This is a genomic window from Actinomyces johnsonii, from assembly GCF_006546835.1.
Classification (GTDB): Bacteria; Actinomycetota; Actinomycetes; order Actinomycetales; family Actinomycetaceae; genus Actinomyces; species Actinomyces johnsonii.
This window is the reverse complement of the sequence record NZ_VICB01000024.1, coordinates 1-23504: the sequence shown is the minus strand read 5'-3', so window position 1 is coordinate 23504 and position 23504 is coordinate 1. Positions and strand designations below refer to the sequence as shown.

General features: G+C 65.7%; 19 protein-coding genes. 1 reads left to right on the top strand and 18 read right to left on the bottom strand.

Going from position 1 to position 23504, the window contains the following annotated elements; all coding sequences use genetic code 11:
• Nucleotides 1-86: 86 nt before the first annotated feature.
• Nucleotides 87-1517, top strand: coding sequence for a nicotinate phosphoribosyltransferase (locus tag FK256_RS12940; RefSeq protein ID WP_141425025.1), 1431 nt, complete (start codon nucleotides 87-89; stop codon nucleotides 1515-1517).
• A 57-nt stretch (nucleotides 1518-1574) separates the two neighbouring features.
• Here the strand turns inward: FK256_RS12940 and FK256_RS12935 are convergent, their stop codons facing one another.
• The 18 genes from FK256_RS12935 to FK256_RS14790 form a co-directional block, all read right to left on the bottom strand.
• Nucleotides 1575-3398, bottom strand: a complete 1824-nt coding sequence (locus tag FK256_RS12935) for a DEAD/DEAH box helicase (protein WP_141425024.1) — start codon at nucleotides 3396-3398, stop codon at nucleotides 1575-1577.
• Nucleotides 3395-3760, bottom strand: a complete 366-nt coding sequence (locus FK256_RS12930; RefSeq protein WP_021607200.1) for a DUF3039 domain-containing protein — start codon at nucleotides 3758-3760, stop codon at nucleotides 3395-3397. Before FK256_RS12930 ends, FK256_RS12935 begins: the two co-directional genes overlap by 4 nt.
• Nucleotides 3761-3854: 94 nt before the next feature.
• Nucleotides 3855-4595, bottom strand: coding sequence for a glucosamine-6-phosphate deaminase (gene nagB / locus FK256_RS12925; protein ID WP_141425023.1), 741 nt, complete (start codon nucleotides 4593-4595; stop codon nucleotides 3855-3857).
• A gap of 140 nt (nucleotides 4596-4735) precedes the next feature.
• Complete coding sequence (locus FK256_RS12920; RefSeq protein ID WP_141425022.1) at nucleotides 4736-6466, bottom strand: transporter; 1731 nt, start codon at nucleotides 6464-6466, stop codon at nucleotides 4736-4738.
• The gene (locus tag FK256_RS12915) at nucleotides 6442-7287 is read right to left on the bottom strand and encodes an ABC transporter ATP-binding protein (RefSeq protein ID WP_009233716.1); all 846 of its coding nucleotides are present in this window, start codon (nucleotides 7285-7287) and stop codon (nucleotides 6442-6444) included. Before FK256_RS12915 ends, FK256_RS12920 begins: the two co-directional genes overlap by 25 nt.
• Before the next feature lie 240 nt (nucleotides 7288-7527).
• Nucleotides 7528-7809, bottom strand: a complete 282-nt coding sequence (locus FK256_RS12910) for an HU family DNA-binding protein (protein ID WP_003783064.1) — start codon at nucleotides 7807-7809, stop codon at nucleotides 7528-7530.
• A gap of 201 nt (nucleotides 7810-8010) precedes the next feature.
• Nucleotides 8011-8760: an N-acetylmannosamine-6-phosphate 2-epimerase gene (locus FK256_RS12905; RefSeq protein WP_211343581.1), complete on the bottom strand. Its 750-nt coding sequence runs from the start codon at nucleotides 8758-8760 to the stop codon at nucleotides 8011-8013.
• A 42-nt stretch (nucleotides 8761-8802) separates the two neighbouring features.
• On the bottom strand, nucleotides 8803-9819 hold the full coding sequence (locus tag FK256_RS12900) for an ROK family protein (protein WP_211343580.1): 1017 nt from the start codon (nucleotides 9817-9819) through the stop codon (nucleotides 8803-8805).
• 200 nt (nucleotides 9820-10019) lie between these two features.
• Nucleotides 10020-10940, bottom strand: a complete 921-nt coding sequence (locus tag FK256_RS12895; protein ID WP_141425021.1) for a dihydrodipicolinate synthase family protein — start codon at nucleotides 10938-10940, stop codon at nucleotides 10020-10022.
• Between the two features lie 171 nt (nucleotides 10941-11111).
• On the bottom strand, nucleotides 11112-11909 hold the full coding sequence (locus FK256_RS12890) for a carbohydrate ABC transporter permease (RefSeq protein ID WP_021605134.1): 798 nt from the start codon (nucleotides 11907-11909) through the stop codon (nucleotides 11112-11114).
• 42 nt (nucleotides 11910-11951) lie between these two features.
• Nucleotides 11952-12839: a carbohydrate ABC transporter permease gene (locus FK256_RS12885; RefSeq protein WP_211343579.1), complete on the bottom strand. Its 888-nt coding sequence runs from the start codon at nucleotides 12837-12839 to the stop codon at nucleotides 11952-11954.
• Between the two features lie 59 nt (nucleotides 12840-12898).
• Entirely contained in the window at nucleotides 12899-14284 is a 1386-nt protein-coding gene (locus tag FK256_RS12880; RefSeq protein WP_141425020.1) for an ABC transporter substrate-binding protein, read from the bottom strand.
• A gap of 71 nt (nucleotides 14285-14355) precedes the next feature.
• Entirely contained in the window at nucleotides 14356-16668 is a 2313-nt protein-coding gene (locus FK256_RS12875; protein ID WP_141425019.1) for an exo-alpha-sialidase, read from the bottom strand.
• Between the two features lie 621 nt (nucleotides 16669-17289).
• Complete coding sequence (locus FK256_RS12870) at nucleotides 17290-18117, bottom strand: ATP-binding cassette domain-containing protein (protein ID WP_141425018.1); 828 nt, start codon at nucleotides 18115-18117, stop codon at nucleotides 17290-17292.
• On the bottom strand, nucleotides 18117-20264 hold the full coding sequence (locus tag FK256_RS12865; RefSeq protein ID WP_021605130.1) for a dipeptide/oligopeptide/nickel ABC transporter permease/ATP-binding protein: 2148 nt from the start codon (nucleotides 20262-20264) through the stop codon (nucleotides 18117-18119). The genes FK256_RS12870 and FK256_RS12865 overlap by 1 nt, the downstream gene beginning before the upstream one ends.
• A complete protein-coding gene (locus FK256_RS12860) occupies nucleotides 20264-21229 on the bottom strand; it encodes an ABC transporter permease (protein ID WP_009233726.1) in 966 nt (321 codons plus the stop codon). Before FK256_RS12860 ends, FK256_RS12865 begins: the two co-directional genes overlap by 1 nt.
• A gap of 220 nt (nucleotides 21230-21449) precedes the next feature.
• On the bottom strand, nucleotides 21450-23075 hold the full coding sequence (locus FK256_RS12855; RefSeq protein WP_141425017.1) for an ABC transporter substrate-binding protein: 1626 nt from the start codon (nucleotides 23073-23075) through the stop codon (nucleotides 21450-21452).
• Nucleotides 23076-23226: 151 nt separating this feature from the next.
• The gene (locus FK256_RS14790; RefSeq protein WP_021605127.1) at nucleotides 23227-23352 is read right to left on the bottom strand and encodes a hypothetical protein; all 126 of its coding nucleotides are present in this window, start codon (nucleotides 23350-23352) and stop codon (nucleotides 23227-23229) included.
• Between the last annotated feature and the right edge of the window lie 152 nt (nucleotides 23353-23504).

The following is a 23504-nucleotide window of genomic DNA, read 5'->3' as shown; positions in this document are numbered from 1 at the left end:
GTCACCTTCCCAAAAACCACCGATGATTGACCAACGGCGGACCGACGACAGGTGGCCTCCGCTCCGTGCCGCGATAGGTTGTTCCCGTGAACGACTACACGCCCACCGCCAGATCCACTGTTGCTTCTACAGCCCCTGTCGACGTGTCCGCGGCTTCCGCAGCCTCGACATCGTTGCTGACCGATATGTATGAGCTCACCATGCTTCAGGGAGCACTGGAGTCCGGCACTGCCCTGAGACGCAGCGTCTTCGAGCTCTTCGGCCGCAGGCTTCCCGCATCACGACGTTTCGGAGTCGTTGCCGGCACCGGTCGATTGCTGGACGCCATCGAAGCCTTCACCTTCACTCCCGGCCAGATCGATTTCCTGCACCACACCGGGGTCGTCAATGACGAGACTCTGGACTTCCTGCGCAACTACCGCTTCACCGGAACGATCCGAGGCTACGCCGAGGGCGAGTGCTACTTCGCCGGTTCCCCGCTGCTGACCGTCGAGGGCACCTTCGCCGAGGCATGCATCCTGGAGACCCTGGCCCTGTCAATCTACAACTACGACTGCGCCGTCGCCGCAGCCGCATCCCGTATGACGATCGCCGCCCACGGGCGCCCTTGCGTGGATTTCGGCGCCCGCCGCGCCCACGAACTGGCGGCCGTCGCCGCGGCCCGGGCCTCGGTGGTCGGCGGCTTCGTGGGAACGAGCAACCTGGAGGCGGGGCTGCTCTACGGAATCCCCACGGTAGGAACCTCGGCGCACTCTTTCACCCTTCTGCACGACACAGAGGAGGAGGCCTTCGCCGCGCAGGTGGCCAGTCTCGGCCCGGGCACCACGATCCTGGTGGACACCTACGACATCGCCACCGGCGTGGAGCGGGCCGTCAAGGCGGCCAGGGCGGCCGGCGGAGAGCTCGGGGCGGTGCGGTTGGACTCCGGAGACCTGGTGGCCGAGGCCTTCAAGGTGCGCGCCCAGCTCGATTCCCTGGGCGCGACGAGGACGAAGATCACCGTGACCAACGACCTGGACGAACACGCCATCGCCGCGCTGGGAGCGGCCCCCGTGGACTCCTACGGCGTGGGCACCAAACTCGTCACCGGATCGGGGCGTCCGACTGCCGCGCTCGTCTACAAGTTGGTGGAGCGCGAGGGCGCCGACGGCACCATGGAGGAGGTCGCCAAGTTCTCCTCGGGCGGCAAGTCCACTGTAGGAGGCCGTAAGTGGGCCGGTCGCGCCCTCGCCGCTGGGGGCACGGCGGCCGAGGAGCTGGTGGTCTCCAGCAGCTCGCGCGAGCAGGGACTGGCGGCGCTGGATGAGGCCGGAGCCAGGCCGCTCCAGGTGCTCCTGGTTGATGAGGGCAGGATCATTGAAGAGCATCGCGGCAAGGAGGCTCTGAACGCGGCAGCGGAGCGGCACAGAGCGTCCCGTGCTGAACTGCCCTATGACGCCTGGCGACTGAGCGACGGCGAGTCGGCGCTGTCGACCCGCCACGTCGACCTCAACGGGCGAGGCGCTACCCGGCGCTGAGCCGTCCGAGAGGACACCAGGGCGGATCCACGTCCGCACCTGGCCACCTCAGGTGGGTCAGCGCTTGCCGACGAACCAGCGCCGCAGAGTCTGGATGCGCTTCTCGATCTCCTCGGTGGAGGCGGCCGCCACTTCGGGTCCCCCGCACACGCGCCGAAGCTCGTTGTGGACGACGCCGTGCGGCTGGCTCGAGCGGCGGGCCCAGGCGGCCACCAGCTGGGAGAGCTCCTTACGGGCCGCCGCCCGGCGCCTGGCGTCGTCGACACCCGAGTTCTTCCGTCTCTGAGCCGCAGCGGCATCCTGCTTCTTCTGGGAAGCGATCTGCTTGTCCTGGCGCTGGCGCAGCAGAGCGGTCACCTGCTCGGGCTCCAGCAGCCCCGGCAGCCCCAGGTACTCCTGCTCCTCGATGCTGCCGACCATGGCGCCGGTCCCGAACTCGCCGCCGTCGAAGAGGACACGGTCGAACTCGGCCTGGCTGTCCATGGCCTCGAAGCCGGGCAGCAGATCGGCCGAGGCGCTCTCAGTCTTGTTGGCCTCGGCGAGCAGCTTGTCCTCGGGGCTGAACAGGGCATCCTCCTGCGCCGCCGAGTCGGGACGGCGCAGGATGTGGTCGCGGGCCACCTCCATCTCACCGGCCAGAGCCAGCAGGGGCGTGACCGAGGGGAGGAAGACCGAGGCGGTCTCGCCGCGGGCCCGCGAGCGCACGAAGCGCCCCACAGCCTGGGCGAAGAACAGCGGGGTGGAGGTTGAGGTGGCGTAGACGCCCACGGCGAGCCGGGGGACGTCCACCCCTTCGGAGACCATGCGCACGGCCACCAGCCAGCGGTCGGTGGAGGCGGAGAAGGCCTCGATACGGCTGGAGGCGCCGTTGTCGTCGGAGAGGACCACGGTGGGGGCCTGGCCGGTGATGGCGCGCAGTTGCTTGGCATAGGCCCGGGCTTTGGCCTGGTCGGAGGCGATGACGAGGGCTCCGGCATCGGGTACCTGGCGACGCACCTCGGTCAGGCGCTGGTCGGCGGCGGCCAGGACCGCGGGGATCCACTCCCCCGCAGGGTCGAGCGCGGTGCGCCAGGCCTGAGCCTCCATGTCCTTGGTGAGGGGCTCGCCCAGACGGGCCGCGACCTCATCGCCCGCCTTGGTGCGCCACCGCATCTGGCCCGAGTAGGACATGAACATCACCGGGCGCACGACGCCGTCTCGCAGCGCGTCGGAGTAGCCGTAGGAGTAATCCGCCTGGGAGCGCTTCGAACCGGAGGCGTCCTCCTGGTAGCGCACGAATGGAATCGGGGAGGTATCGGAGCGGAAGGGCGTCCCAGTCAGGGCGAGCCGCCGACGCGCCGGGGTGAAGGCCTCGCGGATCGCGTCCCCCCAGCTCAGGGCGTCCCCGCCGTGGTGGATCTCGTCGAGGATGACGAGGGTACGGGCCTGGTCGGTGCGGGCGCGGTGCAGGTTGGCGTTGGCGGCCACCTGCGCGTAGGTCAGGGCGACGCCGTCGAAGCGCGATCCAAGCGCCCCCTGGGAGTTGGAGTAGGAGGGGTCGATGTGGATACCGACACGGGCGGCCGCCTCGGCCCACTGGTACTTGAGGTGCTCGGTGGGGCAGACGATCGTCACCTTGTGGACGTCGCAGGAGCTGAGCAGCTCGGTGGCCACCCGCAGCGCGAAGGTCGTCTTTCCCGCTCCGGGTGTGGCCACGGCCAGGAAGTCCTGGGGCATCGCCTCCAGGTACTGCCCCAGGGCCGCGGCCTGCCAGGCGCGCAGTGACCCGGCCGTTCCCCAGGCGGCGCGACGCGGGTAGGCCGGAGGGAGGTTCTGGGCCGCCGACGTCGAGACTCGCGTCGGGGCGGGGTGGGTCGCCTGGCCGCCGCGGGCGGCGTTCACCGACCGCCTCGCCCGAACGGGAAGCGGGGGAAACGGGGGCCCTTGCCACCGTCGGAGTCGCCCCCACTGCGCATCTCCTCGTAGATGGACTTGCAGGTGGGACACACCGGGTACTTCGACGGGTCGCGCCCGGGCGTCCATACCTTGCCGCACAGGGCGACGACGGGGCGCCCGGTGACGGCGGCCGCAGCGATCTTGTCCTTGCGGACGTAGTGGGCGAAGCGGTCCGCATCGCCGTCGTCGGTCGACTGGAGCTCCTCGCGCTCCAGGACGGCCGTACCGACGCCCTGCGTGGGCTCGGAGGCCGGGTCGGTCGGAGCTCCGGGCGATCCTGGATCAGCACTGGCGAGGACGTCTGTCATGCCGCCCAGTGTAGGTCGGACGGGGTACAACGGCAGTCGCCCACCCCATTCTGAGTCTGTGGGGAGGCTCTCCCTGAGATACTCGACGACTCTGTCAGTGCTTGGACGTGAGCCTGCTGGCGGCCGCGGGGTCGACCAGCACCAGGGCGTCGTCGTGGCGCTGCATGACGGTGGCCGGCCACTCGGGGCTCACCTCGCCCTCCACGAGCTGGGCAATGGCCTCAGCCTTGCCCTCTCCGGTGGCGATGAGGACGAGCTTGCGGGCCTCCATGATGGTGGCCAGCCCCTGGGTGATGCAGTGGGTGGGGACCGCGTCGACGTCGCCGTCGAAGAAGCGGGCGTTGTCTCGGCGGGTCTGCTCGTGGAGCTCGCCGACGTGCGTGCGCGAGTCGAGGGCGCCACCGGGCTCGTTGAATCCGATGTGCCCGTCGGAGCCGATGCCGAGGATCTGCAAGTCGCAGTAGCCGGCGGCCGCCATCTGCGCCTCGTAGTCCCGGCAGGCCGCCTCAAGATCCTCACTCAGCGCGTCCGGTCCGTGCAGGGCACCGGGACGCATGTCGACGCGGGAGCGCAGGTTGGTCTCCATGAAGGTGGCGTAGCGCTCCGGGTGCCCGGCATGCAGGCCGACGTACTCGTCGAGCATGAAGCCTGTGACCTCGGCGAAGCTGATGCGTCCGGCGGCGCAGCGAGCGGCGAGCTCATCATACAGGGGCAGGGGTGAGGACCCGGTGGCGGTCCCCAGTACGGCTGCCGGTTTGTCCGTCAGCAGCGCCTCGATCTCGTCGGCCGCCCGCTGTGCGAGTGCCTGAGCGGAGTCCAGAATGACAAGCTGCACGGTGATGTCCTCTCTGACATAACGACTAGGTGTTCTGAGTCTACTGACCTCTGTGAGCCGCTACATTCTTGAGCGACTTTACAGCAATCCTATCCCGATTTGTCAGAATCGATCAGCCTATGACGGTGTGACTGCCATGATCACACCGGCTGAGCGTGCCCCGACCACGTGTGGATCACTGCAAGAACCTGGGGACCGCGCCGGTCCAGCAGCCGCCCCCCGAAGACAATGCCTCCCCAGAGCGTCAGAGCGCACCAGACGATCCCCAGGCCGAGCGCGCCCCACCCCCACCACTGCGAGTCCCAGACGACGCCGTAGATCGCCGCCCCCAGGACGGGTGAGCAGACGGCCAGGAGAACCAGGATCGCCACCATCTGGATGATCGCAGCGAGAAAAGCCGTTCCCGAAGTCCGCGAGCGCATGGGGCTGTCTCCGGGAGCCACTGTCTCATAGGGCAAGAGGACACTGGTGAGGCAGGACCACGCCAGCGCACAGCCGTAGAGGGCCAGACAGGCGCCGGTGACGGCCGGAAGCGTCTCCCAGCGGCCGGTCCACAGACTCATGAGCGCCTCGACGGCGAGCAGCATGGGGACCTGCCACAGAGCCGCTCCGACAACCCGTCCCAGGCGGTCGTGCGCTCCATTGATCCCGGCGCTGATATGACTCCACAGCGCGGTGGAGTCCATACCCAGGTCGTCATGGATCGCCCAGCCCACGAACACGGCCAGAGAGGGCGCCATGAACAGCAGCATGGCCGGGGCGTGGCCGATGGCGAAGCCGGTCTCCATCCGATGCCCGTCGATGGTGAAGACGAGTCGACTGGAGTTGAGAGCGGGAACCAGGACGAGGACCACCGGCATGAGCAGGACGGCCAGGAACTGGACCAGATACCTGGGATCGGTGCGCCAGTAGCGCAGACTGCGGGCCGCCACGGCGGCTGCGGGCCGCGGTATCAGGGAGCCGAGTCTACGGGCCCAGGGGAGGACGTCGATCTGGTCTTCGGCCTGCGGATCGCAGTGCCCGTCTGCGCTATGCGAGGAGTAGGCGCGCGTGCGAGTCTGCGATGTCCCCGGAGAGGTCATCACCCTGCCCACCACGCGTTGCCACAGGGGAAGCAGGGCCACGGGAATGATCCAGGACCCGACCGTCAGAGCCAGAGCAGGCAGCACCGAACCGGTGGCCATGAGCCCGGGAGCGGCGAAGGCCCAGCCGAAGGGGGTCAGTCCCAGTGCTCGGGCAACGGCTTGGAGCCGCTCGAGGGAGCCGGCGATGTCGTCCCCGATGAGCCTGGGAAGGAGGTTGGGAAGCTGCGTGGCCGCCAGGAAGGTCAGGAAGGCGATGATCGCCGTCGTCTCTCGTCCGCGACGGGAGGAGGAGATGCCCGCGGCCGTCACTACGATGCGGGAGACGATGACGCAGGTGGCCAGAGCAGCCGGAGCGCACAGCAGCGCCAGAAGCGCCGCTAAGAACCGGCCCGCCACCAGCCAGGTGAGAACCGGGACGAGACAGACGACTGCCGTCAGGCAGCCGGGGATGCCAAGGATTCCTGCGGCCAGCAGCCCGGCGGCCAGCCCTCGGGACGGAGCGGTCCAGGCGGCCATGGCTCGGGGATCCAGGGTTGAGTCGACCCCGGTGACGAGCAGCGGCACCAGCGCCCAGCCGACCACCAGCAGCGCCCCGAGGGAGCCGAGCACCAGCGCAGCCACACGGGGATCGGCGCTCAGCCCCAGCCCGACGGCGCCGGCCAGCACCATGGCGAGGGCTCCCAGCCCGTACAGGACTCCCAACACGGTTCCGACGATGGCCCAGACGTTCTTGGTCAAGGCGTTGAGGGTCAGACGCCATTTCAGCTTGATGAGGGTCGCAACCATGACAGCCCCTCCGTTCGCACCTGGGCCCCCACCAGCTCGGTGAAGCGCTGCTCGAGGTCGGCCCCGGCGGCGACCTGCTCCGTCGTCCCCGCAACGACGACTCGGCCGGCGTTGATAATGGCCACGTGGTCGCACAGGCGCTGCACAGTGGCCATGACGTGGCTGGAAATAACCACGGTTCCTCCGGCAGCGGCGTAGTCCCGCAGAATCGCCTGAATCGTCTGCGCCGAAATCGGGTCAACGGCCTCGAAGGGCTCATCCAGGACCAGGATGGAGGGCGAGTGCACCATGGCGCAGGCCAGGTGAACCTTCTTTCGCATACCCGCCGAGTAGTCGGCCACCAGTGTGGTGCCGGCCTCCCACAGCCCCAGAACCTTGACCAGCTCGGTTGCCCGGGGCACGACGACGTCGCGCTCGAGCCCGCGCAGGAGGCCGGAGTAGGTGACGAGCTCAAGACCGTTGAGACGGTCGAAGGTTCGCAGGCCGTCGGGCAGAACTCCCAGAAGAGCCTTGGCCCGTAGCGGTTCGGCCCATACGTCGACGCCGTGGACCAGTGCCCGACCGGCATCGGGACGCAGCAGGCCGGTGGCCATCGACAGGCTGGTTGTCTTCCCGGCCCCGTTGGGGCCGACGATGCCGTAGAAGCTGGAGACGGGGATGTCGAGGCTCAGCCGATCCACCGCGACTTTGCGATCGAAGGTCTTGACCAGTTCCACCAGCTGGAGCGCCGGTACGGAGGCGGGACTGGGCGGGGCCCCGGCCAGCGCGCCGACTGTGGGAGAGCCGTCGGGCTGATTCTCTGCGGACGTGAAAGCAGACATGTTTCCACTGTAAGAACGTCCGCTTGTTCAGACCTCCATCGACAGGAGGAGATCGGAGATTCCCGCCTCCTCCCGCGGCACCGTCCCCTGAGCATCATCAGTGGCATACCGGCCATGGCATCCTGCGCGAGGATCGAGCACCAGGGCATATCAGAAGCACTTAGAACGATTCCGGTCCGCCACTGCGCGTCTGGGCAGCGACGGACCGGAATCAGGACATCAGGGGCACGGCCCCACGTATCACTCGGCGACAGCCTTCTTCAGCGAGGAGCCGACGGTGACCTTGACACCGTAGCCGGCGGGGATCTGGATCTCCTCACCGGTGCGGGGGTTACGGCCGGTGCGTGCGGCACGCTCGACGCGCTCGATACCCATGAGGCCGGTGATCTTCACGGCCTCACCCTTGGCGACGTTCTCAACGAGGACATCCTGGAAGGCTCCCAGGAAGGCGTCGGCGTCGGTCTTGGTCAGGCCGGCCTTCTCGGCGATGGCGGCGATGAGCTCGGTGCGGTTGACGGACATGTCTTCCCTCTCGATCGTGGACGGACACCCTTGTGTGGTGCCACTTCTGGCAACGCTACGCATAAAACCTTGGGTTTGTCAGGTCAGACCGGAGTGTCGCGCTGGATAGCGAGTAACAATTCGCACATTCGCACCCCATCAGTCACATCCGTCACATACGGAGCAAGCCGCGGAACGACGCCGTTCTGCGGGCCCTTCCGGTCACCCCTTCCTCAGAGCGCCGGGCAGGGCACCTGCGAACCACGACGTGATAGTGGTCGGGTGAGTGATCGCGGTACCGACGACGACGGCGAAGGCACCATGCTCCATGGCGGCCGCCGCCTGCGCGGGGGTGTGGACCCGCCCTTCGACGACGAGCGGAATCTCCGCAATACCGGCGACCTGGTCGACGAGCTCGAGGTCGGGGCCCTCGGTCTTGGGTCGCTCCCCGGTGTAGCCCGCCAGGGTGGTCCCCAGGACGTCGACCCCTGCGTCCTGTGCGGCCTTGGCATCGTCCAGGGACCCGCAGTCGGCCATGATGAGGACCTCGGGGCGGGCCTGTCGGAGGCCCTCAACGGTCTGGGCGAGGCTCAGTCCGTCGGGACGGGGTCGCCGAGTGCCGTCCAGCGCCACGATCTGGCTCCCAGTGGCGGCCACGGCGATGGCGTGGGTGAGGGTGGGGGTGATGAAGACTCCTTCGTGCCCCTCCTTCCACAAGCCGATAACGGGCACGTCGACGTGCTGGCAGATGAGGGCCAGATCCGCCAGTCCCTGTGCGCGGATGCCGACGGCGCCGCCTGCCACGCAGGCCTGGGCCACTTCGTCCATAGTGCGGGGGTCGCGCATTGGCTCCCCCGGATAGGCCTGGGCGGAGGCGATAAGTCCTCCCCGCAGGCGCTCCAGAACGGGATGGAGACCCGCGGAGGCGGCCTGCTCGTCGGTGAACGAGTGCGATGGTGACTGATCGGTCATTAGTCTGTCCTGTCTGATGTCGCCTTAGGGCGATGGTTGTCGTTAGTTCTCGGCCAGGGCGAGGGCCCCACGGGCCGCGCCGACGATCGGCGCGGTGGTCCCCAGGGTGGCGGGAATGATCTTGATGGACGCCAGGGGGTCGATGATCTCTGCGGCGAAAGTCCGTCTCAGGGGCCCCCACCACAGGTCGCCAGCTCGGGCCAGACCGCCGGAGACGACCACGACGTCGGGGTCGATGACGGTGACCAGGCCCGCCAGAGCCCTGCCCAGGCAGACCGCCGAGTCGCGGTAGACCCCCTGGGCGATGCGGTCTCCCGCGGCTGCGCGCCTCTCCACCTCGCGGGCGTCGGGGACATCCGGGTCTCCCCCTTTGGCCAGGTATCGGCGGTGGATCTGCGGGCCGGCGGCGACGCCCTCGAGATGTCCCGGCCTGCCGCAGGTGCAGGGCTCGCCCTGCGCGCCAGGAACGGGCACGTGACCGATCTCGCCGGCGACGTGGTGAGCGCCTCTGCGGGTTCGCCCCTCGATGACGAGGGCCCCGCCGACGCCGGTGCCCACCGCCACCATGAGGACGACCTCGGCCCCGGCGCCGGCACCGAGCCACGCCTCTCCGGCGGCGTAGGCATCGACGTCGTTCTCGACGTGGACCGGCAGCTCTCCCAGACCCGCGGCGGCAAGCCTTTCCCGCACACCTGCGGCGACGCTCGTTCCGGCCCAACCGGTGATGGCGTCGGTGGCGGACAGGATCGTTCCGCGCTCGACGTCGACGACGCCGGCGGTGCCGATGCCGACCGCCGTGATCGGCACGGCTCTGGCTGGAGCCCGGCGGGCGCCCGCCGCGACGACCTCCTGCACGAGGACGCTGATGGAGTCGAGCATGGCGGCCGGGCCGTCGTGGGCCGGGGTCGGGCAGGAAGCCACCGGCCCTTGCAGAGCCCCATCGGCGCCCACCAGGGCCGCGGCCATCTTGGTGCCGCCGAGATCGAGTCCGACCACGAGCGGAACCGCATCGGGGGGCGCGGGGTTCAAGGGGGTGGATGAGAGGACATCCTGGCTCATGGGGCTCTCCAAAATGGTGTGCGGCACGGGTGCACTGATTCTTAAGGAAGGGGACCGATGGTCCGCGGGGCGAATGCTGCTCGAGGCCGCCGGAGCGCGCCCGGCCGCATGCCGGCCGTGGCAGCCGGCGGCTGTGCGCCGCCCCTCGTCGTGGCGAGGGGCGGCGGGCACGTATCCGCCGGGGCTCCAGGGCCGGGATTTCAGATCAGACCCTGTGCCCTGACGATCTCAAGGACCGCGTCCTTGGTCTCGCCCTCGAGCGCCTTGACCGGGAACGCCATCTCGTTGGTGGCGATGATTCCGATCGCCTCCATCGCGGTCTTGAAGGCGCCAATGCCGGTGGCGTCGGCGGAGCGTCCCTGGGGCACGAAGACGATCTCGAAGCCCGCGCAGATCTCGTCCTGGATACGACGCACCTTCTCCCACTCGCCTTCGCGAGAGGCCCTCCACATCTCGGCGTAGCGGACCGGGTCCACATTGCCGTAGCCGGGGACGAGTCCGTCGGCGCCCAGGAGGAGCATGCCGTCGACGACGCACTCGTGGCCGGTCAGGAGCGCCAGCGGGTGCCCTGCGGCCTCGTTGGCTGCGACGAGCCTGCGGAAGGCGACGTCGTTGCCGGAGGAGTCCTTGACACCGGCGATGACGCCCTCCTTGCCCAGTTCGACAAGCAGGTCCCGGCCGAGCTTGGCGCCGCCCAGACGCACGGGCACGTCGTATGCGAAGACGGGGACGTCGATGGCCGCGGCAATGGCGCGGAAGTGGGCCTTGATCTCTTCGGCGTCGTTGAGCGCGTAGAAGGGGCAGGTGGCCACGATGGCTTGGGCCCCGAGCGCAACGGCGCGCCGTGCCTGGTCGATGACGCGGTGGGCGGTGGTGTCAATGGCCCCTGCGAGCACCGGTACCCGGCCCGCGGCCTTCTTGACGACGCGCTCAATGACGGCGTCGCGCTGGGAATCGGTGAGGTAGGCGACCTCTCCTGAGGACCCCAGGGCGAACAGGCCATCGACACCCCCGACGATGAGGTGCTCAACGACCTTGTCCAGGCTGTCGAGATCGACCTCGCCCTCGGCGGTGAAAGGGGTGACAACCGGCGGGATGACGCCGGTGAAACGGTTGTCCATGTGGTGTCTCTCTTCATTGAAAGGTTATCGGACGTCTGACATCTGACGTCGATGGATATTGTTGCAGATGTCCCCGCTCCGCGCCACCCCGGTGCGTACGACGCGCGATCACCTGCGTCGTAGGCATCGGGGCGGCAAGAGGCGGGACTGGGGGGCGGGCCGCAGGAGGGGCTACTTGACAGAGCCTTCCGAGAGTCCGCCCGAGATGTGCCTCTGAATGACCATGAAGAAAACGACCGAGGGGACGATCACGATCACGGAAGCAGCCATCATGGCTCCCCAGTCGAGAACCTCCGACCCCTGGAGAGAGTAGAGGCCGACTGCGACGGGCATCCTGTCCGACTCGGTGATGAACAGGAGCGCATAGAGGAACTCGTTGAAGGTATTGATGAAGGTGTACACAGCAGTTGCCACGATCCCTGGGAGGATGATGGGCACCGAGATCTGCCAGAACACCCTGAAGCGACTTGCCCCATCAACGGCGGCCGCCTCCTCCACCCCGATGGGAACCGTCTGGAAGAACCCGATGAGCATCCAGATCGCATAGGGGATCGAGAACGAGAGATAGGCGATGATCAGACCGATATAACTGTTCATGAGCCCGAGCTTGACCATGGTGATGGTGTATGGGATGGCGAGCAGAATCGGCGGGAACATATAGGTTCCAATGAGGATCTTGGTCAGCTGCCTGCCGACGCGCGGGAAGAATCTCACGATCCCGTAAGCGCCAAGCATGGAGACCACGACAGCGATGACTGTCGAGCAGCCCGCGATCAACAGCGAGTTCTTCAGATTCGTCAGGAACCCGATCTCCTGAATTACCTTGCGGTAGTGCTCGAGCGTCGGCGAGCTCGAGAACAGCTGCAGCGGGTTCTGCGCGAGCTCATGAGAGGTCTTGAAAGATGAGGAGATGACCCACACGAGTGGGAACACCGCAATGAAGGCAGCGACGATGAGGAGGAGGTACACGCATACCGTACCCCACGGACTACGACCAGCGCGTCGCATGATTCAGCCCCTTTCCTTTTCCCAGCGGTTGAGCATCCTGAAGGCGGCGAAGGCCAGAACCAGCAGGAAGATGAGCAGCAGGATCGTCACCGTGGAGGCGACACCGAGCTGGCGCAGGTTCCAGCCCTCCTGGTAGGCGAAGATCGGCAGTGTCGTGGTCCTCTCCCCCGGGCCTCCTCCCGTCAAGAGGAAGAGCATGTCGAAGTTGTTGAAGATCCAGATGGTGCGCAGGATGACCAGCAGCCCGATGACCTCGCGAATATGTGTCAGCGTGATGAATCTGAATCTCTGCCATCCGGAGGCGCCGTCCACCATCGCGGCCTCATACTGCTCCTGGGGAATGGTCTTGAGGGCGGAGAGAATATTCACCATGAACATCGGCGCGCCGAACCAGATGTTGATGAACAGTGCGATCCAGAAGGTCGTCGTGGGGTTGCCCAGCAATGCCGTGTTTTTATCGGTCAGACCGAGAGACGTCAGGAGATTGGGAAGGAATCCATAGACGTCATTGAGGATCCACTTCCAGGCGAATGCAGTGATAATGGCCGGAAACGCCCAGGGGACAATGAGGAGCGTTCGGAACAGCCCTGATCCACGTGGGACCCGGTCCAGCGCGAGAGCCAGTATCATGCCCACTGCGAGCTGACCGGCGATCGAGGCGGCGGTCCATTTAATCGACACTCCGAATGCGTTCCAGAAGCTGGAGGATCCGAGCAGGTCGGTGTAGTTGGAGAGTCCCACCACATGGTAGCTGGTGCGTAAGAGGTTCTTGTCCGTGAAGGAATACCAGATGCTTGAGAGGACCGGGTATATCAGCAGGGCAAGAACGACGATCATCGACGGTGCTACGAAGCAGACGCCCGTCCAATTCATTCGTTTGATACGTGTCATGAGTTCACCTTTCGGACTGGGTGGCGGGGACGAGATCCCGGCCCCGCCACTGCACCGACTCACTTGATGCTGGCTCCTGCGGCCTTGAACGCCTCATTGAGCTTCTTCTCGCAGTCCTTGGCGGCGGTCTCGACGTCGCTCCCGTCGATGATGATCGAGTGGTACATCTTCTCGATGAGGCCCTGGCCGGTGAGTACACCGGCCTGGACGAGCGGCCCCTTCTCCATCCCGATCGCGCTGCCGACGTCGACCTGATCCTGGATCACTTTGATCGAGTCCGAGTACTTCTGGATAGTCTCATTACCCAGGTAAGTGGAGTCCTGCGAGATATCGCTGAGAACGGGCAGCATCCCGCCGGGAACCGAGTGGAGGAACTCAATGTACTTGTCCTTGGTGAATAGGAACTCCAGGAAGGCCTTGGCCTCCCGCTTGACCTTGGATGCCTCCCACACCACCAGGGGCACGTTCGACACCTCGGCCGGGTAGTTGACCGGGTCGGTGGCCTTTATCCTGGGAAGCGGCGCCGCGGCGATGGAGTCGACCAGATCGGGGCGGTTGGTGGCCACCCCGGAGATATGGAATCCGGAGTTGAAGTCGAAGGCGGTCTTGCCCTGGTAGAAGAGCGTCGCCTGATCGAGGACCGCGTAGTCGAGCGACCCCTCCGGGGAGACCGACTTGTACAGGTCCGTCCAGTACTTGATGCCGTTCAGGGCCGGCTCGGAGGTCAGGTTCGCCGTACCGTCGTCCTTGAGCAGTCTCTGGCCCGCGGAACGGACGTAGAAGTTGAGGTAGCGGGCCCCCAGCATGTCTCCCGTTCCCAGGGGCACGGAGAGCCCGTAGAGGTCATCAGATTTTCCGATCGCCTTGGCCGCAGTGGCCAGCTCATCCCAGGTCGTCGGAACCGACAGCCCCTTGGACTGCAGGACATCCGTGCGGTACCACATGACCTGAGCGTGGGAGTAGATGGGTACCGAGTAGGACTTTCCGTCCGATTGCCCCTCGGCGAGCGCCGGCTTGGGGAAGCGGTCGCGGCCGATGGAGTCGATGACCTTGTCGAGCGGAACCAGGGCCTCGGAGTTGATCATCTCCACGACGTTGTTGGGCAGCGCGGTGGAGATGTCCGGCACCTGTCCGGCGGTCAATCCGGTGGTCCACTTGGTGTTGAACTCGGACCAGGAGAACTGCTCGATCTTGACGGTGACATCCGGGTTCTTGGTGTGGAACTCCTCGGCCATCTTCTTCATCCAGTCGGCACGCGGTCCCTGGGTGAAGGACGACCACATGGTGACCGTTCCGCGCAGCGGTCCGGTCTCCTCATCCTCCGAGGAGCTCTGGCCGCCGCATGCGGCGAGCGCCCCGCAGATTCCGACGCCTCCAAGGATCATGAAGCTGCGACGGTTGAAGGCTGGCGATGGGTGGGACGGGACGGGGGTGGACGGGGTCATGACGGTTCTCCTTTGAACGGGCGATGGAATGGGGATGGTTGAGCGGTGTGAGACGGATCGAGGCGTTGGCTTCATAAGCGCCCGTCCTGATCCGCGGTGGTGTGCGGCTCGATGGATTCGACATCGGCGTCGAACCAGCTCAGGGGAATGCGCGAGAAGTAGAGGCCCTGGCACTCGTTCTCCCAGAGGATCCCGATTCTTCCGTCGGGCAGCGCGCACATGCACTGGTAGACGTAGTGACCGGGGTTGAAGGTCCGTGAGCGCCTCCAGGTGCGTCCTCCGTCAAGGCTGAGTCGAATGACACCGCACCCTCGAAACGGGAGCATGAGCGAGGCGTTGGCGAAGACGATGCGGTCCTCCCCCTCGGCCGAGGGCAGGCAGATGGCGTTGGGTTGGCACCAGATCTCGGGAAGATCCTCATCGAAGTCGATCGGCCCCCAGGTCTGCCCCGCGTCATGGGACTCGGAGACGGCGACACGGCCGCACGGATGCTGGTTGCGCATGTACAGCACGAGCGTTCCGTCCCGACGCTCCACGACTGCGGCCTCGTGCAGGGACCAGGTCTCATCGACGAAGGTCCGCGGGTCGAGCTCTCCATCGGGAGTCCGCCTGCCGTCGTTGGGGCCGTGTCCCAGGTTCCAGGTCTCGCCGTGGTCGTCGGAGTAGGCCACGGTGGCGCACATCGCCAACCAGTTGCCGTCATTGTTGAAGTAGAGGGGTACTACGAGGCGTCCGGGACGGGGACCGTGGCGTAGGGCGATGCCGTTGCCCGGGCAGGTGCCCAGGAATCTCATCCACGGCTGCTTCAGCTGGGGGTTGAGATCCCGCGGTTTGCTCCATGTGACACCGTCATCGTCGGAATGGGCGATCTGCAAGTAGCTGGTGGGGATGGCCAGGAGGCTCTCGGCCGGGTCCGCACCGGGGGCCAGCTCGAAGTTCCCGGCCGGGTGGCCGTCGCGGAGCACGGTTCCGTCATCCTCGATCCGGAACTCGGTGGCCTGCCCGTCGATCGTCGTCACCTTCCCGTCCGCCTCAACGACGTAGCGTCCGTCGTCAAGGTCCCGCAGGAGCCTTCGCCCCTGCTCATCGAATCCGGTCGATGCCCAGCAGTTGGGCTGCCCTATCCCGCCGGGGAAGTGATCGATGAGAACGTGGATCCTCCCCGTGTGCGGATCCTGAACCATGCAGGAGTCGATCACCGACGAGGCGTCCTCTCCGCTTCCCGGGCAGTCGATCACGGTGCGCACCGGTTCCCAGCTCCGCCCTCCGTCGAGGGATCGGCGCACGACGAAGTTGATGTCGTTGGGAGAGTCGTTGGCACTGGAGACGCGCTGGTCCGCCCCGGCCAGGATGGTGCCTGAGGTCAGGGTCAGGAGGGACGGGATCCGGTAGGACGCAGAGCCGCGGTAGCCCCGGTCGAAGAGCGCATCGGTCTCGATCGGCTCGATCTCGCACAGACGCTTGATCTGGGCGTCGCTGAGGGCGTAGTCGTAGAGACCCGCACGCTGCACCTCTCCGGACAGGCGCACGCCATCGCAGTCCTGGCCGACGACGATCTCGTCGAGCCCTTCGACCTCGCCGAGGAAGAACTCGCCGGGAGCGTGCTTCTCGCGGAATCCATCGACGTAGAGGTCGACGGCACCGTGCCCCACGGTGACCACGACCTCGTGCCAATCGCCATCACTCCACGCACCGTCGGCTTGGACCTCCCTGCGTTCGCCCGTCGCGCTCACGCAGGTGTAAGTGATCCCCTCCGGCCCCACCGTCACGGAGAGCTGCTCTCGCCCGAGCCCGCTGGCCGCGAGTAGGGCTCCTTGCTGCATGCGACCACGCACCCGGAAGCGCAACCAGACCGAGCCGTGCCGGGCGTGGCAAAAGCGGGTGACGTCGTAGGGGCTCAGACGGTTGGCGGCGAACTCGACCAGTGGCTGCACGCGCCGTGACAGGGCCAGGACCTCCCGCGAGGTCAGCACCTCTGGGCGCACCCTGAACGCGGTGATCTCTGGACTGTCGCCCTGGCCCAGTATCGCCTGCGTCAATCCGGGGAGGTCCTTGAGGAAGGCCGTGGTGGTACCGCAGAAGACCTGGTAGCCATCGACGTAGAGCCGAGTCCCGGCGGAGTCGACGGTCACGACGGCACTGTGCCAGCGTCCGTCGTCGAGTGAGCGTATATCCTCGGCCTCCAGCTTATTCCACTTGCTCGGAACCGCCGCCTCGTACACGAGCGACGACCCGACGATGCGCATCTCGAGAGAGCGCGCATCGGACCCGCGCAATAAGAACAGGTTCCCGTCGGACCTCGACCTGAACTCAAAGGAAATGCTCCCCGTCTCAGCCTCGAGAATTTCTTCATCAAGCCGCATCGCGGCACACACCGATCCCATGACACTTCACCTTTTACTCTAAATAAGACACAGAGGTCCCCATCACTCATCGATCTGCTCGAAAGACCCGCCGGCCAACACCGTAATGAGCCGGATGGATACATCGAGAATGCACCCGACAAAACATATCGATCTTTTATGATCGAGCACATATCGGGGCGCGCATCACCTCATGGACAACAATGAGGCGGGCCGCAGGCAGCGGTTCCTTCCGTCTTTCAGGCGGGCACCGGCTTCAACCGGCCATCAAGAGCGAATTAAAGAGGGCCCCCGACCCTCGCGCACGACGGACTGACGACGTGCAGTCGTGGTCACACGCCATGGCGCTGCGACATACATAGGACCCTCCTTCACATGCAACATCTTTGTTGACGGCCGTACCGGCACGACCGGCTCCTCACTGAACCGATATAAGTAATCTACTCGACATGTGACCTGGAAGTCAATCCCCGAGGGTGCCGAATTCACACCATCATAACGATCTGTTTTTCTCATAGTCACCAATTCCCATATTCCCTGTCCACCATATGAGTGCCTATCGCACACGTGAGGGGCGGACCCAATCGGGTCCGCCCCTCACGAAGAGGCCAATGCATCAAGAAGCACTCGAGCGATGGCTACTCACACGTCGAGCAGCGAGGGCACCGCCGCCAGGAGGGTGCGCGTGTACTCCTCCTGGGGGTTGTTGAAGATCTCCTCGGTGGTGTTGAGCTCGAGGATCTTGCCGAAGTACATAACGGCGATCCGATCGGAGACGTAGCGCACCGTATTGATGTCGTGGCTGATGAACACCAGTCCCAGTCCCAGGGATGCTTTGAGGTCCTGGAGGAGGTTGAGCACCTGGGCTCGCACGGAGACGTCCAGAGCGGAGGTCGGCTCATCGGCCACGATGATGTCCGGGTCCAGCGCCAGCGCTCGGGCGATGGCGACGCGCTGGCGCTGACCGCCGGAGATCTGCCGGGGCAGCACATTGAGGGCGCTGGGAGGCAGCCCCACCAGGTGGAGCAGGTCGCGCACGCGCGCCTCGCGTTCCTTGGGCGCTCCGATTCCGTGAACGTTGAGCGGGTCGATAAGCGTATCGTGCACGATCATGCGCGGGTTGAGAGCAGTCGCCGGGTCCTGGAAAACCACCGAGATACTGCGGCCCAGCTCGCGACGGTCCGAGGCGGAGTGCCCCAGCGGGCGTCCCTTGAAGACGACTTCGCCGGAGGTGACCGGCTGCAGCCCCACCATGACCCTGGCGGTGGTGGACTTGCCGCAACCGGACTCCCCTACCAGCCCCAGCGTCTCCCCGCGCTTGACCGACAACGAGACGTTGTTGACCGCGTGGACCGTATCCGGGTTGAACAGGCCGCCGGTGCGGGACTTGTGGATGACATTGACGTCCTTGAGCTCAACGACCGGCTGGTCCTGGCTCCAAGAGGTCGATGCAGAGGTGTTGGACGGCATCAGTGCTTCTCCTTCGCGAGCAGAGCCTCGAGCTCAGGGGTGATGGCGTAGCTGTGCTCGGTCGTGCCAGGTACGGGCTTGAGCACGGGACGGGTGTCCAGGCCGACCGTCGGGTGAGCCGATCGAGGCGCGAAGCGGTCGCCCTTGACGAACTCGCTGGGCGAGGGGACCACGCCGCGTACCTGGTGGAGCCGCTTGGAACCGGCTTCGATAGAGAGCACGGCACCCAGAAGGCCCCGGGTGTACTCGTGAACGGGGTTGGACAGCAGCTCACTGGTGGGGGCCTGCTCGACCACCTGACCGGCATACATGACGGTGATGCGGTGAGCCAGCTTGGCCACCAGCGCCAGGTCGTGTGAGACGAAGACCATCGCGAAGCCCAGTTTCTCGCGCAACTCGTTGAGCAGGTCGATAACCTGCTTCTGAACGGTCACATCCAGCGCCGTCGTCGGCTCGTCGGCAAGGACCAGCGAGGGGTCGCGCGTCAGGGCCATGGCGATGAGGACACGCTGGCGCTGACCGCCGGAGAGCTCGTGCGGGTAGCTGCGCAGCGTGCGCTTGGGGTCGAGCCCCACCAGCTCGAGGAGCTCCTCCGCGCTGCGGGTACCCCCGCGAGAGGTCAGCTGAGCCATCTGGGTGCGGATGAGCATGGAGGGGTTCAGCGAGGACAGGGCGTCCTGGTAGACCATACTCATCTCGTGGCCGCGCAGGGCGTTGTGCTCGGTCGGCGTCATCTCGAGAATGTTGCGTCCCTTGAACAGAATCTCGCCGGAGAGCCGTGCCGACGGGGGCAGCAGCCCCATGACAGCCATCGAGCTGATGGACTTGCCGCATCCAGACTCCCCGACCAGGCCCATGGTCTCGCCGGGACGCACGGAGAAGGACACGCCGTCGACGATGTTGACATCGCCGTGCTGTTCGGGGAAGGCGATCGAGAGGTTCTTGACCTCCAGGACAGGGTCCTCACCAGTGTCCTCGTAAACCAGGCGGTCGCGACGGGCCAGCTCGGCCGTCCGCAGGGAGCTGAGCCGGTCGGCCAGAGGAACGTCCTCGGCGGCCGGAGCAACAACACCGGTCAGGGAGCTCACGTTCGTGGTGTCGCCCTCCTTGGCGACGGTGGCGTTAGCGGTCACCGCCTCGGCAGCGTCGTCCCAAGCGTCCAGGGTGTCCTGAGCCTCCATGGCCTCTTCGTCGGCCTGGACATCGGGTTTGGCCTTGATGCGGGGAGAGGCCATCGCATCGGTCAATCCCTCGGACAGCACGTTGAGGCACAGGGTGGTGATAAGGATGAGCAAGCCGGGGAAGAAGGTCGGCCACCAGTGACCCGACAGGAGCAGCTCCTTGCCCTCGGAGAGCATGTTGCCCCAGGTCGGCGTGTTAACGGACTTGATGCCCGCACCGATGAAGGACAGCGAGGCCTCGAAGACGATCGCGTCGGCCACCAGGACAGTCGCGAACACCATGATCGGGGCGATGCAGTTGCGGGCCACGTGCTTGAGGAGGATCCACGGCACCGGAGCCCCCATCACCTTGGAGGCGGCCACGTAGTCCTCTCCAAACTGGGAGAGGATATTGGCGCGCACCACGCGGGTGAGTTGGGGAATATAGAGGATGGCGATCGAGATGATGATGACCGGCAGCATCGGCAGACGGGTCGACATCGCCGAAACGAGTACGGCGGCCAGAGCGATCCCGGGAAAGGACATGACGACGTCGAGCACACGCATGAGGGTCTCCGCCACCCACTTGCGGGAAGTGGCCGCCACGGCTCCGAGGACGGAGGCCACCAGGAGCGCCAGTCCGGTAGCGGTCAGCCCCACGACCAGGGAGACCCTGGCACCGTACACGGCGCGGGAGAAAATGTCGCGTCCGGTACCGTCGGTACCGAACAGGTGCGACATCGAGGGAGCCACCACGGGGTCGCTGGCGGTGACCTCGCCGACGCCCTCGATGTAGGAGGTCGTCTTGGTCTCGGCAAGGCCAGTGGCGCCGGGCGAGTACGGGGCGACGACGGGGGCCAGGATGGCGATCAGGGCAATGAGGCCGAGCACGACGATGGCGATCTTGGATCCGAGGGGCAGAGCCTTCCAGCCCTGGAAGCGCAGCCCGGGCCGCGAGGCCTTATCCAGTGTGGAACGGTGCAGCATCAGATGCTCCTGATTCGTGGGTTGACGAGGACGTAGAGCAGGTCGACAACGATGTTGATGAGGATGAAGGCCAGTGCAACCGTGATGGACACTCCCTGGACGATGTTGACGTCGTTACGGGTGATGCCTTGGAAGATGAGCTGTCCCATCCCCTTGATGTTGAAGATCATCTCGATGACGACGGCGCCCCCCATGGCGTAGCCGATGCGCAGTCCCAGCACGGTCAGCGGAGTGATGAGCGCGTTGCGCAGCACGTTGCGGGCCACCACGATGTTCTTGGGGATACCACCACCGATGGCGGTACGAACGTAGTCGCGATCGAGCTCCTCGACCATGGCGGTGCGCACCACGCGGGTCAGCGAACCGGCATTGGGAACCGCGATGGCCAGCGCCGGCAGGAAGATCTGATTGAGGTAGGTTGCGGGGTCCTCGCTGAAAGGCACCCACTCGGACACCAGAGCCGGGAAGGCTCCCGTTCCGCCTGGAATATCGGAGAACCACTGGATGAGCAGCAGGGCGAGCCAGAAGGAAGGCGTGGCCAGGCAGGCGATGGAGACGACGCGGATGACCTGGTCCTGCCACTTGTCTCGGTACAGGGCGGCCACGATGCCCAGGATCGTGGCGAAGATGACGGCCACGAAGATTCCGATGAAGGTCAGCTGGAGCGTGATCGGGAAGGCCGCGGCCACCATGTCGGAGATCTTGACTCCGGTGAAGGAGGTGCCGAGGTCGCCGTGGGCCAGGCCCAGGAGGTAGTCCCAGAACCGCTTGAGGAGGGGATCGTTGAGGTGATGGGCGACTCGGTACTGCTCGAGGGCGTCTGCCGTTGCCGACTCGCCCAGCGCCAGACGCGCCGGGTCTGCCGAGGAGAACGACATGACGATGAAGACGAGCAGCGTCACGCCCAGCACCATGACCGGTAGCGCAACCAGGCGCCGTCCGATCAGGCGGATGAGGTTGGACACTGAAATGCTCCTTTGCGTTAGCGTCCTGCCGCCGAGGCGGGCGGCTGGGTGGCTCGGCAGCTGCGATGCCAGCTGCCACTCCAATTGTCTGATGTCTGACGTCAGATGGCAAGTCCGCGACGTTTGCTCCGCAGAAGCTCCGGCGGCTCGGAAGGCTTGAAAATGGCGCGGGCGGAACGGCCAACCGTCATCGGCTTGCCGCACCGCCCGCGCACAGATCTCAGGACTTGGATGATCCCGTCCCCACGAAGGACAGACCAGTCAGGGAGATCGGCTTGAAGTTCTCCAGCGTCGCAGAGTCGTAGGCCGTCGGGGTCTTGCGGTGGAAGATCGGGTACAGCGGGACTTCCTCGGAGATCTTGTCGAAGGTCTCCTGCCACTTGGCGATCTGCTTGTCACCCTCCAGCTTGACCGCATCATCGAGCAGGGCCTGGATCGCGGCATGGCTCTCCGAACCCTTCCAGTGCATGCGGGTCTCGGTCCACACATCACCACCGTACCACCAGCGCATGAGCAGGTCCGCATCGTTGCCGAAGACCGAGGGGTCGCCGGGCGCAATGAGGACGTCCCACGCACCCTGAGCGGAGTCGATGAAGGAGTAGGCGTCGGCGGACTTCTTCTCGTCGTAGTTGACCGTCACCCCCAGGGCCTCGAGGTTCTCACGGATAACGGGCCGCACCGCCGAGAACCAGCCATGGTCCGTACACAGAACGTTGATGGCCGTGATGCCGGCCTCCGCCAAGAGCGACTTCGCCTTGGCCGCGTCCATGGAGTAGACCGTCTTGGCCTTCTTGTAGGCGGGGTGGTTCTCCTGGACGAAGCAGGTCGCCGGCGTCGCCAGCCCGGCCATGCTGCTGTCGCAGATCTTGGCGTAGTCCAGCGCGTAGAGCACGGCCTGGCGCGCCTTGACGTTGGAGAAGGTCGTGTTGTTGAACATGGCGAAGAGCAGGCCGAAGCCCTGCTGAGCCGCCACCTTGACCGGATCCTTGAGCGTCGTGAGGTTCGCGGCCGGAACGGCGTCGATGGCCTGCACGGAGCTGGAGCTCATCGCGTTGGTGCGGGTGGTGTCGTCGGGCAGAACCTGCCAGGTCATGGACTTGGCCAGCGCCGGGCGGGGACCGTTGTAGTTGTCATTGCGCTCGAAGACGACCTTCTGGCTGGCTGCGCCATTGTCGGTCATCTTGAAGGGGCCAGACCCGGTGGGGTTCATGTCGAAGGCCTTGGCATCGGCCTCGACGATCGCCTTGGGAACGATCTTAACGACGCTCAGACGCTCGGCCACGAGCGAGAAGGCGTACTTGAGCTTGATCGTCACCGTGCTCGCATCCTTGGCCTCGACTTTGTCGACGAAGGGCAGGAACTGGGAGTACAGCGACTTGTTAGCCGGATCGAGCACGCGCGTGAAGGAGAAGACAACATCGTCCGCAGTCACGGCCGAGCCATCGGAGAACTTCGCATCCTTGCGCAGCATGACCTCGTAGGTGGTGTCGTCTACCTTCTTGGGCATCTCGGCGGCCAGTGCCGCATAAACCTCTCGGGTTGCCGGGTGAAGCTCGGTGAGTCCCTCCAGAGTGTGCCAGTTGGCGGCGACCGTAAGAGCCGACGACGTCGTCATCGGGTCGTAGCCATTGGTGCCCAGCTCATAGGAGATGCCCGCAGTGATGACACCGTCCTTGTGGGTGACCTCCTGATCGGTGGCCATGGCACTGCCCTTCGCACCACCCGCAGTCTTGGCCTTACCACCGCAGGCCGCCAGGCTGACAGCCAGACCGGCAGCCATTCCGAGGGTACCGGTCAGCCTGATGAAATCCCGGCGGCTAGAGCCGGCCGGAGTTGTGATCGCCATTGATTCTCTCCTGAAGTCTGACGTCTTATGTCTGACGTTGGTAGGATGACTGTAGCAGAGGTCGGGACGTCCAGACCACTCACAACCTCGCAGGTCAGGACGCTCGACTATCGAAGTTCAACCAGAGGGCGAGGGCGTCCAACGAGCAGATTCACACCGCAGTGATCACAATGATTGACAGGGCAAGAACCGTGGCCGACACCGAGAAGAGCAGCACCGTGAGCAGATCACCCGCATCGAGGGCAGCAGGGACTCCACCCAGAAACGAGACGAGCATCACAACAAGCGTGAATGAGGTCGTGATTCCGCACGGCACCTACTCGACACTGACGGCTTCCCCGGTCACCCAGGCGGAGGCCACGATTACCGCGATCAAAGACTTCATCCTGGGAGCCGGCCTTCAGGTGGGGGATGCTTTGCCGACCGAGT

Coding starts and splice junctions, on each gene's coding strand:
- FK256_RS12930 (WP_021607200.1), bottom strand. CDS start 3,760: ATGACAGACGTCCTCGCCAGTGCTGATCCAGGATCGCCCGGAGCTCCG.
- FK256_RS12920 (WP_141425022.1), bottom strand. CDS start 6,466: ATGGTTGCGACCCTCATCAAGCTGAAATGGCGTCTGACCCTCAACGCC.
- FK256_RS12895 (WP_141425021.1), bottom strand. CDS start 10,940: ATGGACAACCGTTTCACCGGCGTCATCCCGCCGGTTGTCACCCCTTTC.
- FK256_RS12875 (WP_141425019.1), bottom strand. CDS start 16,668: ATGGGATCGGTGTGTGCCGCGATGCGGCTTGATGAAGAAATTCTCGAG.
- FK256_RS12870 (WP_141425018.1), bottom strand. CDS start 18,117: ATGCCGTCCAACACCTCTGCATCGACCTCTTGGAGCCAGGACCAGCCG.
- FK256_RS12910 (WP_003783064.1), bottom strand. CDS start 7,809: ATGTCCGTCAACCGCACCGAGCTCATCGCCGCCATCGCCGAGAAGGCC.
- FK256_RS12880 (WP_141425020.1), bottom strand. CDS start 14,284: ATGACCCCGTCCACCCCCGTCCCGTCCCACCCATCGCCAGCCTTCAAC.
- FK256_RS12905 (WP_211343581.1), bottom strand. CDS start 8,760: ATGACCGATCAGTCACCATCGCACTCGTTCACCGACGAGCAGGCCGCC.
- FK256_RS12865 (WP_021605130.1), bottom strand. CDS start 20,264: ATGCTGCACCGTTCCACACTGGATAAGGCCTCGCGGCCCGGGCTGCGC.
- FK256_RS12900 (WP_211343580.1), bottom strand. CDS start 9,819: ATGAGCCAGGATGTCCTCTCATCCACCCCCTTGAACCCCGCGCCCCCC.
- FK256_RS12855 (WP_141425017.1), bottom strand. CDS start 23,075: ATGGCGATCACAACTCCGGCCGGCTCTAGCCGCCGGGATTTCATCAGG.
- FK256_RS12885 (WP_211343579.1), bottom strand. CDS start 12,839: ATGACACGTATCAAACGAATGAATTGGACGGGCGTCTGCTTCGTAGCA.
- FK256_RS14790 (WP_021605127.1), bottom strand. CDS start 23,352: ATGCTCGTCTCGTTTCTGGGTGGAGTCCCTGCTGCCCTCGATGCGGGT.
- FK256_RS12915 (WP_009233716.1), bottom strand. CDS start 7,287: ATGTCTGCTTTCACGTCCGCAGAGAATCAGCCCGACGGCTCTCCCACA.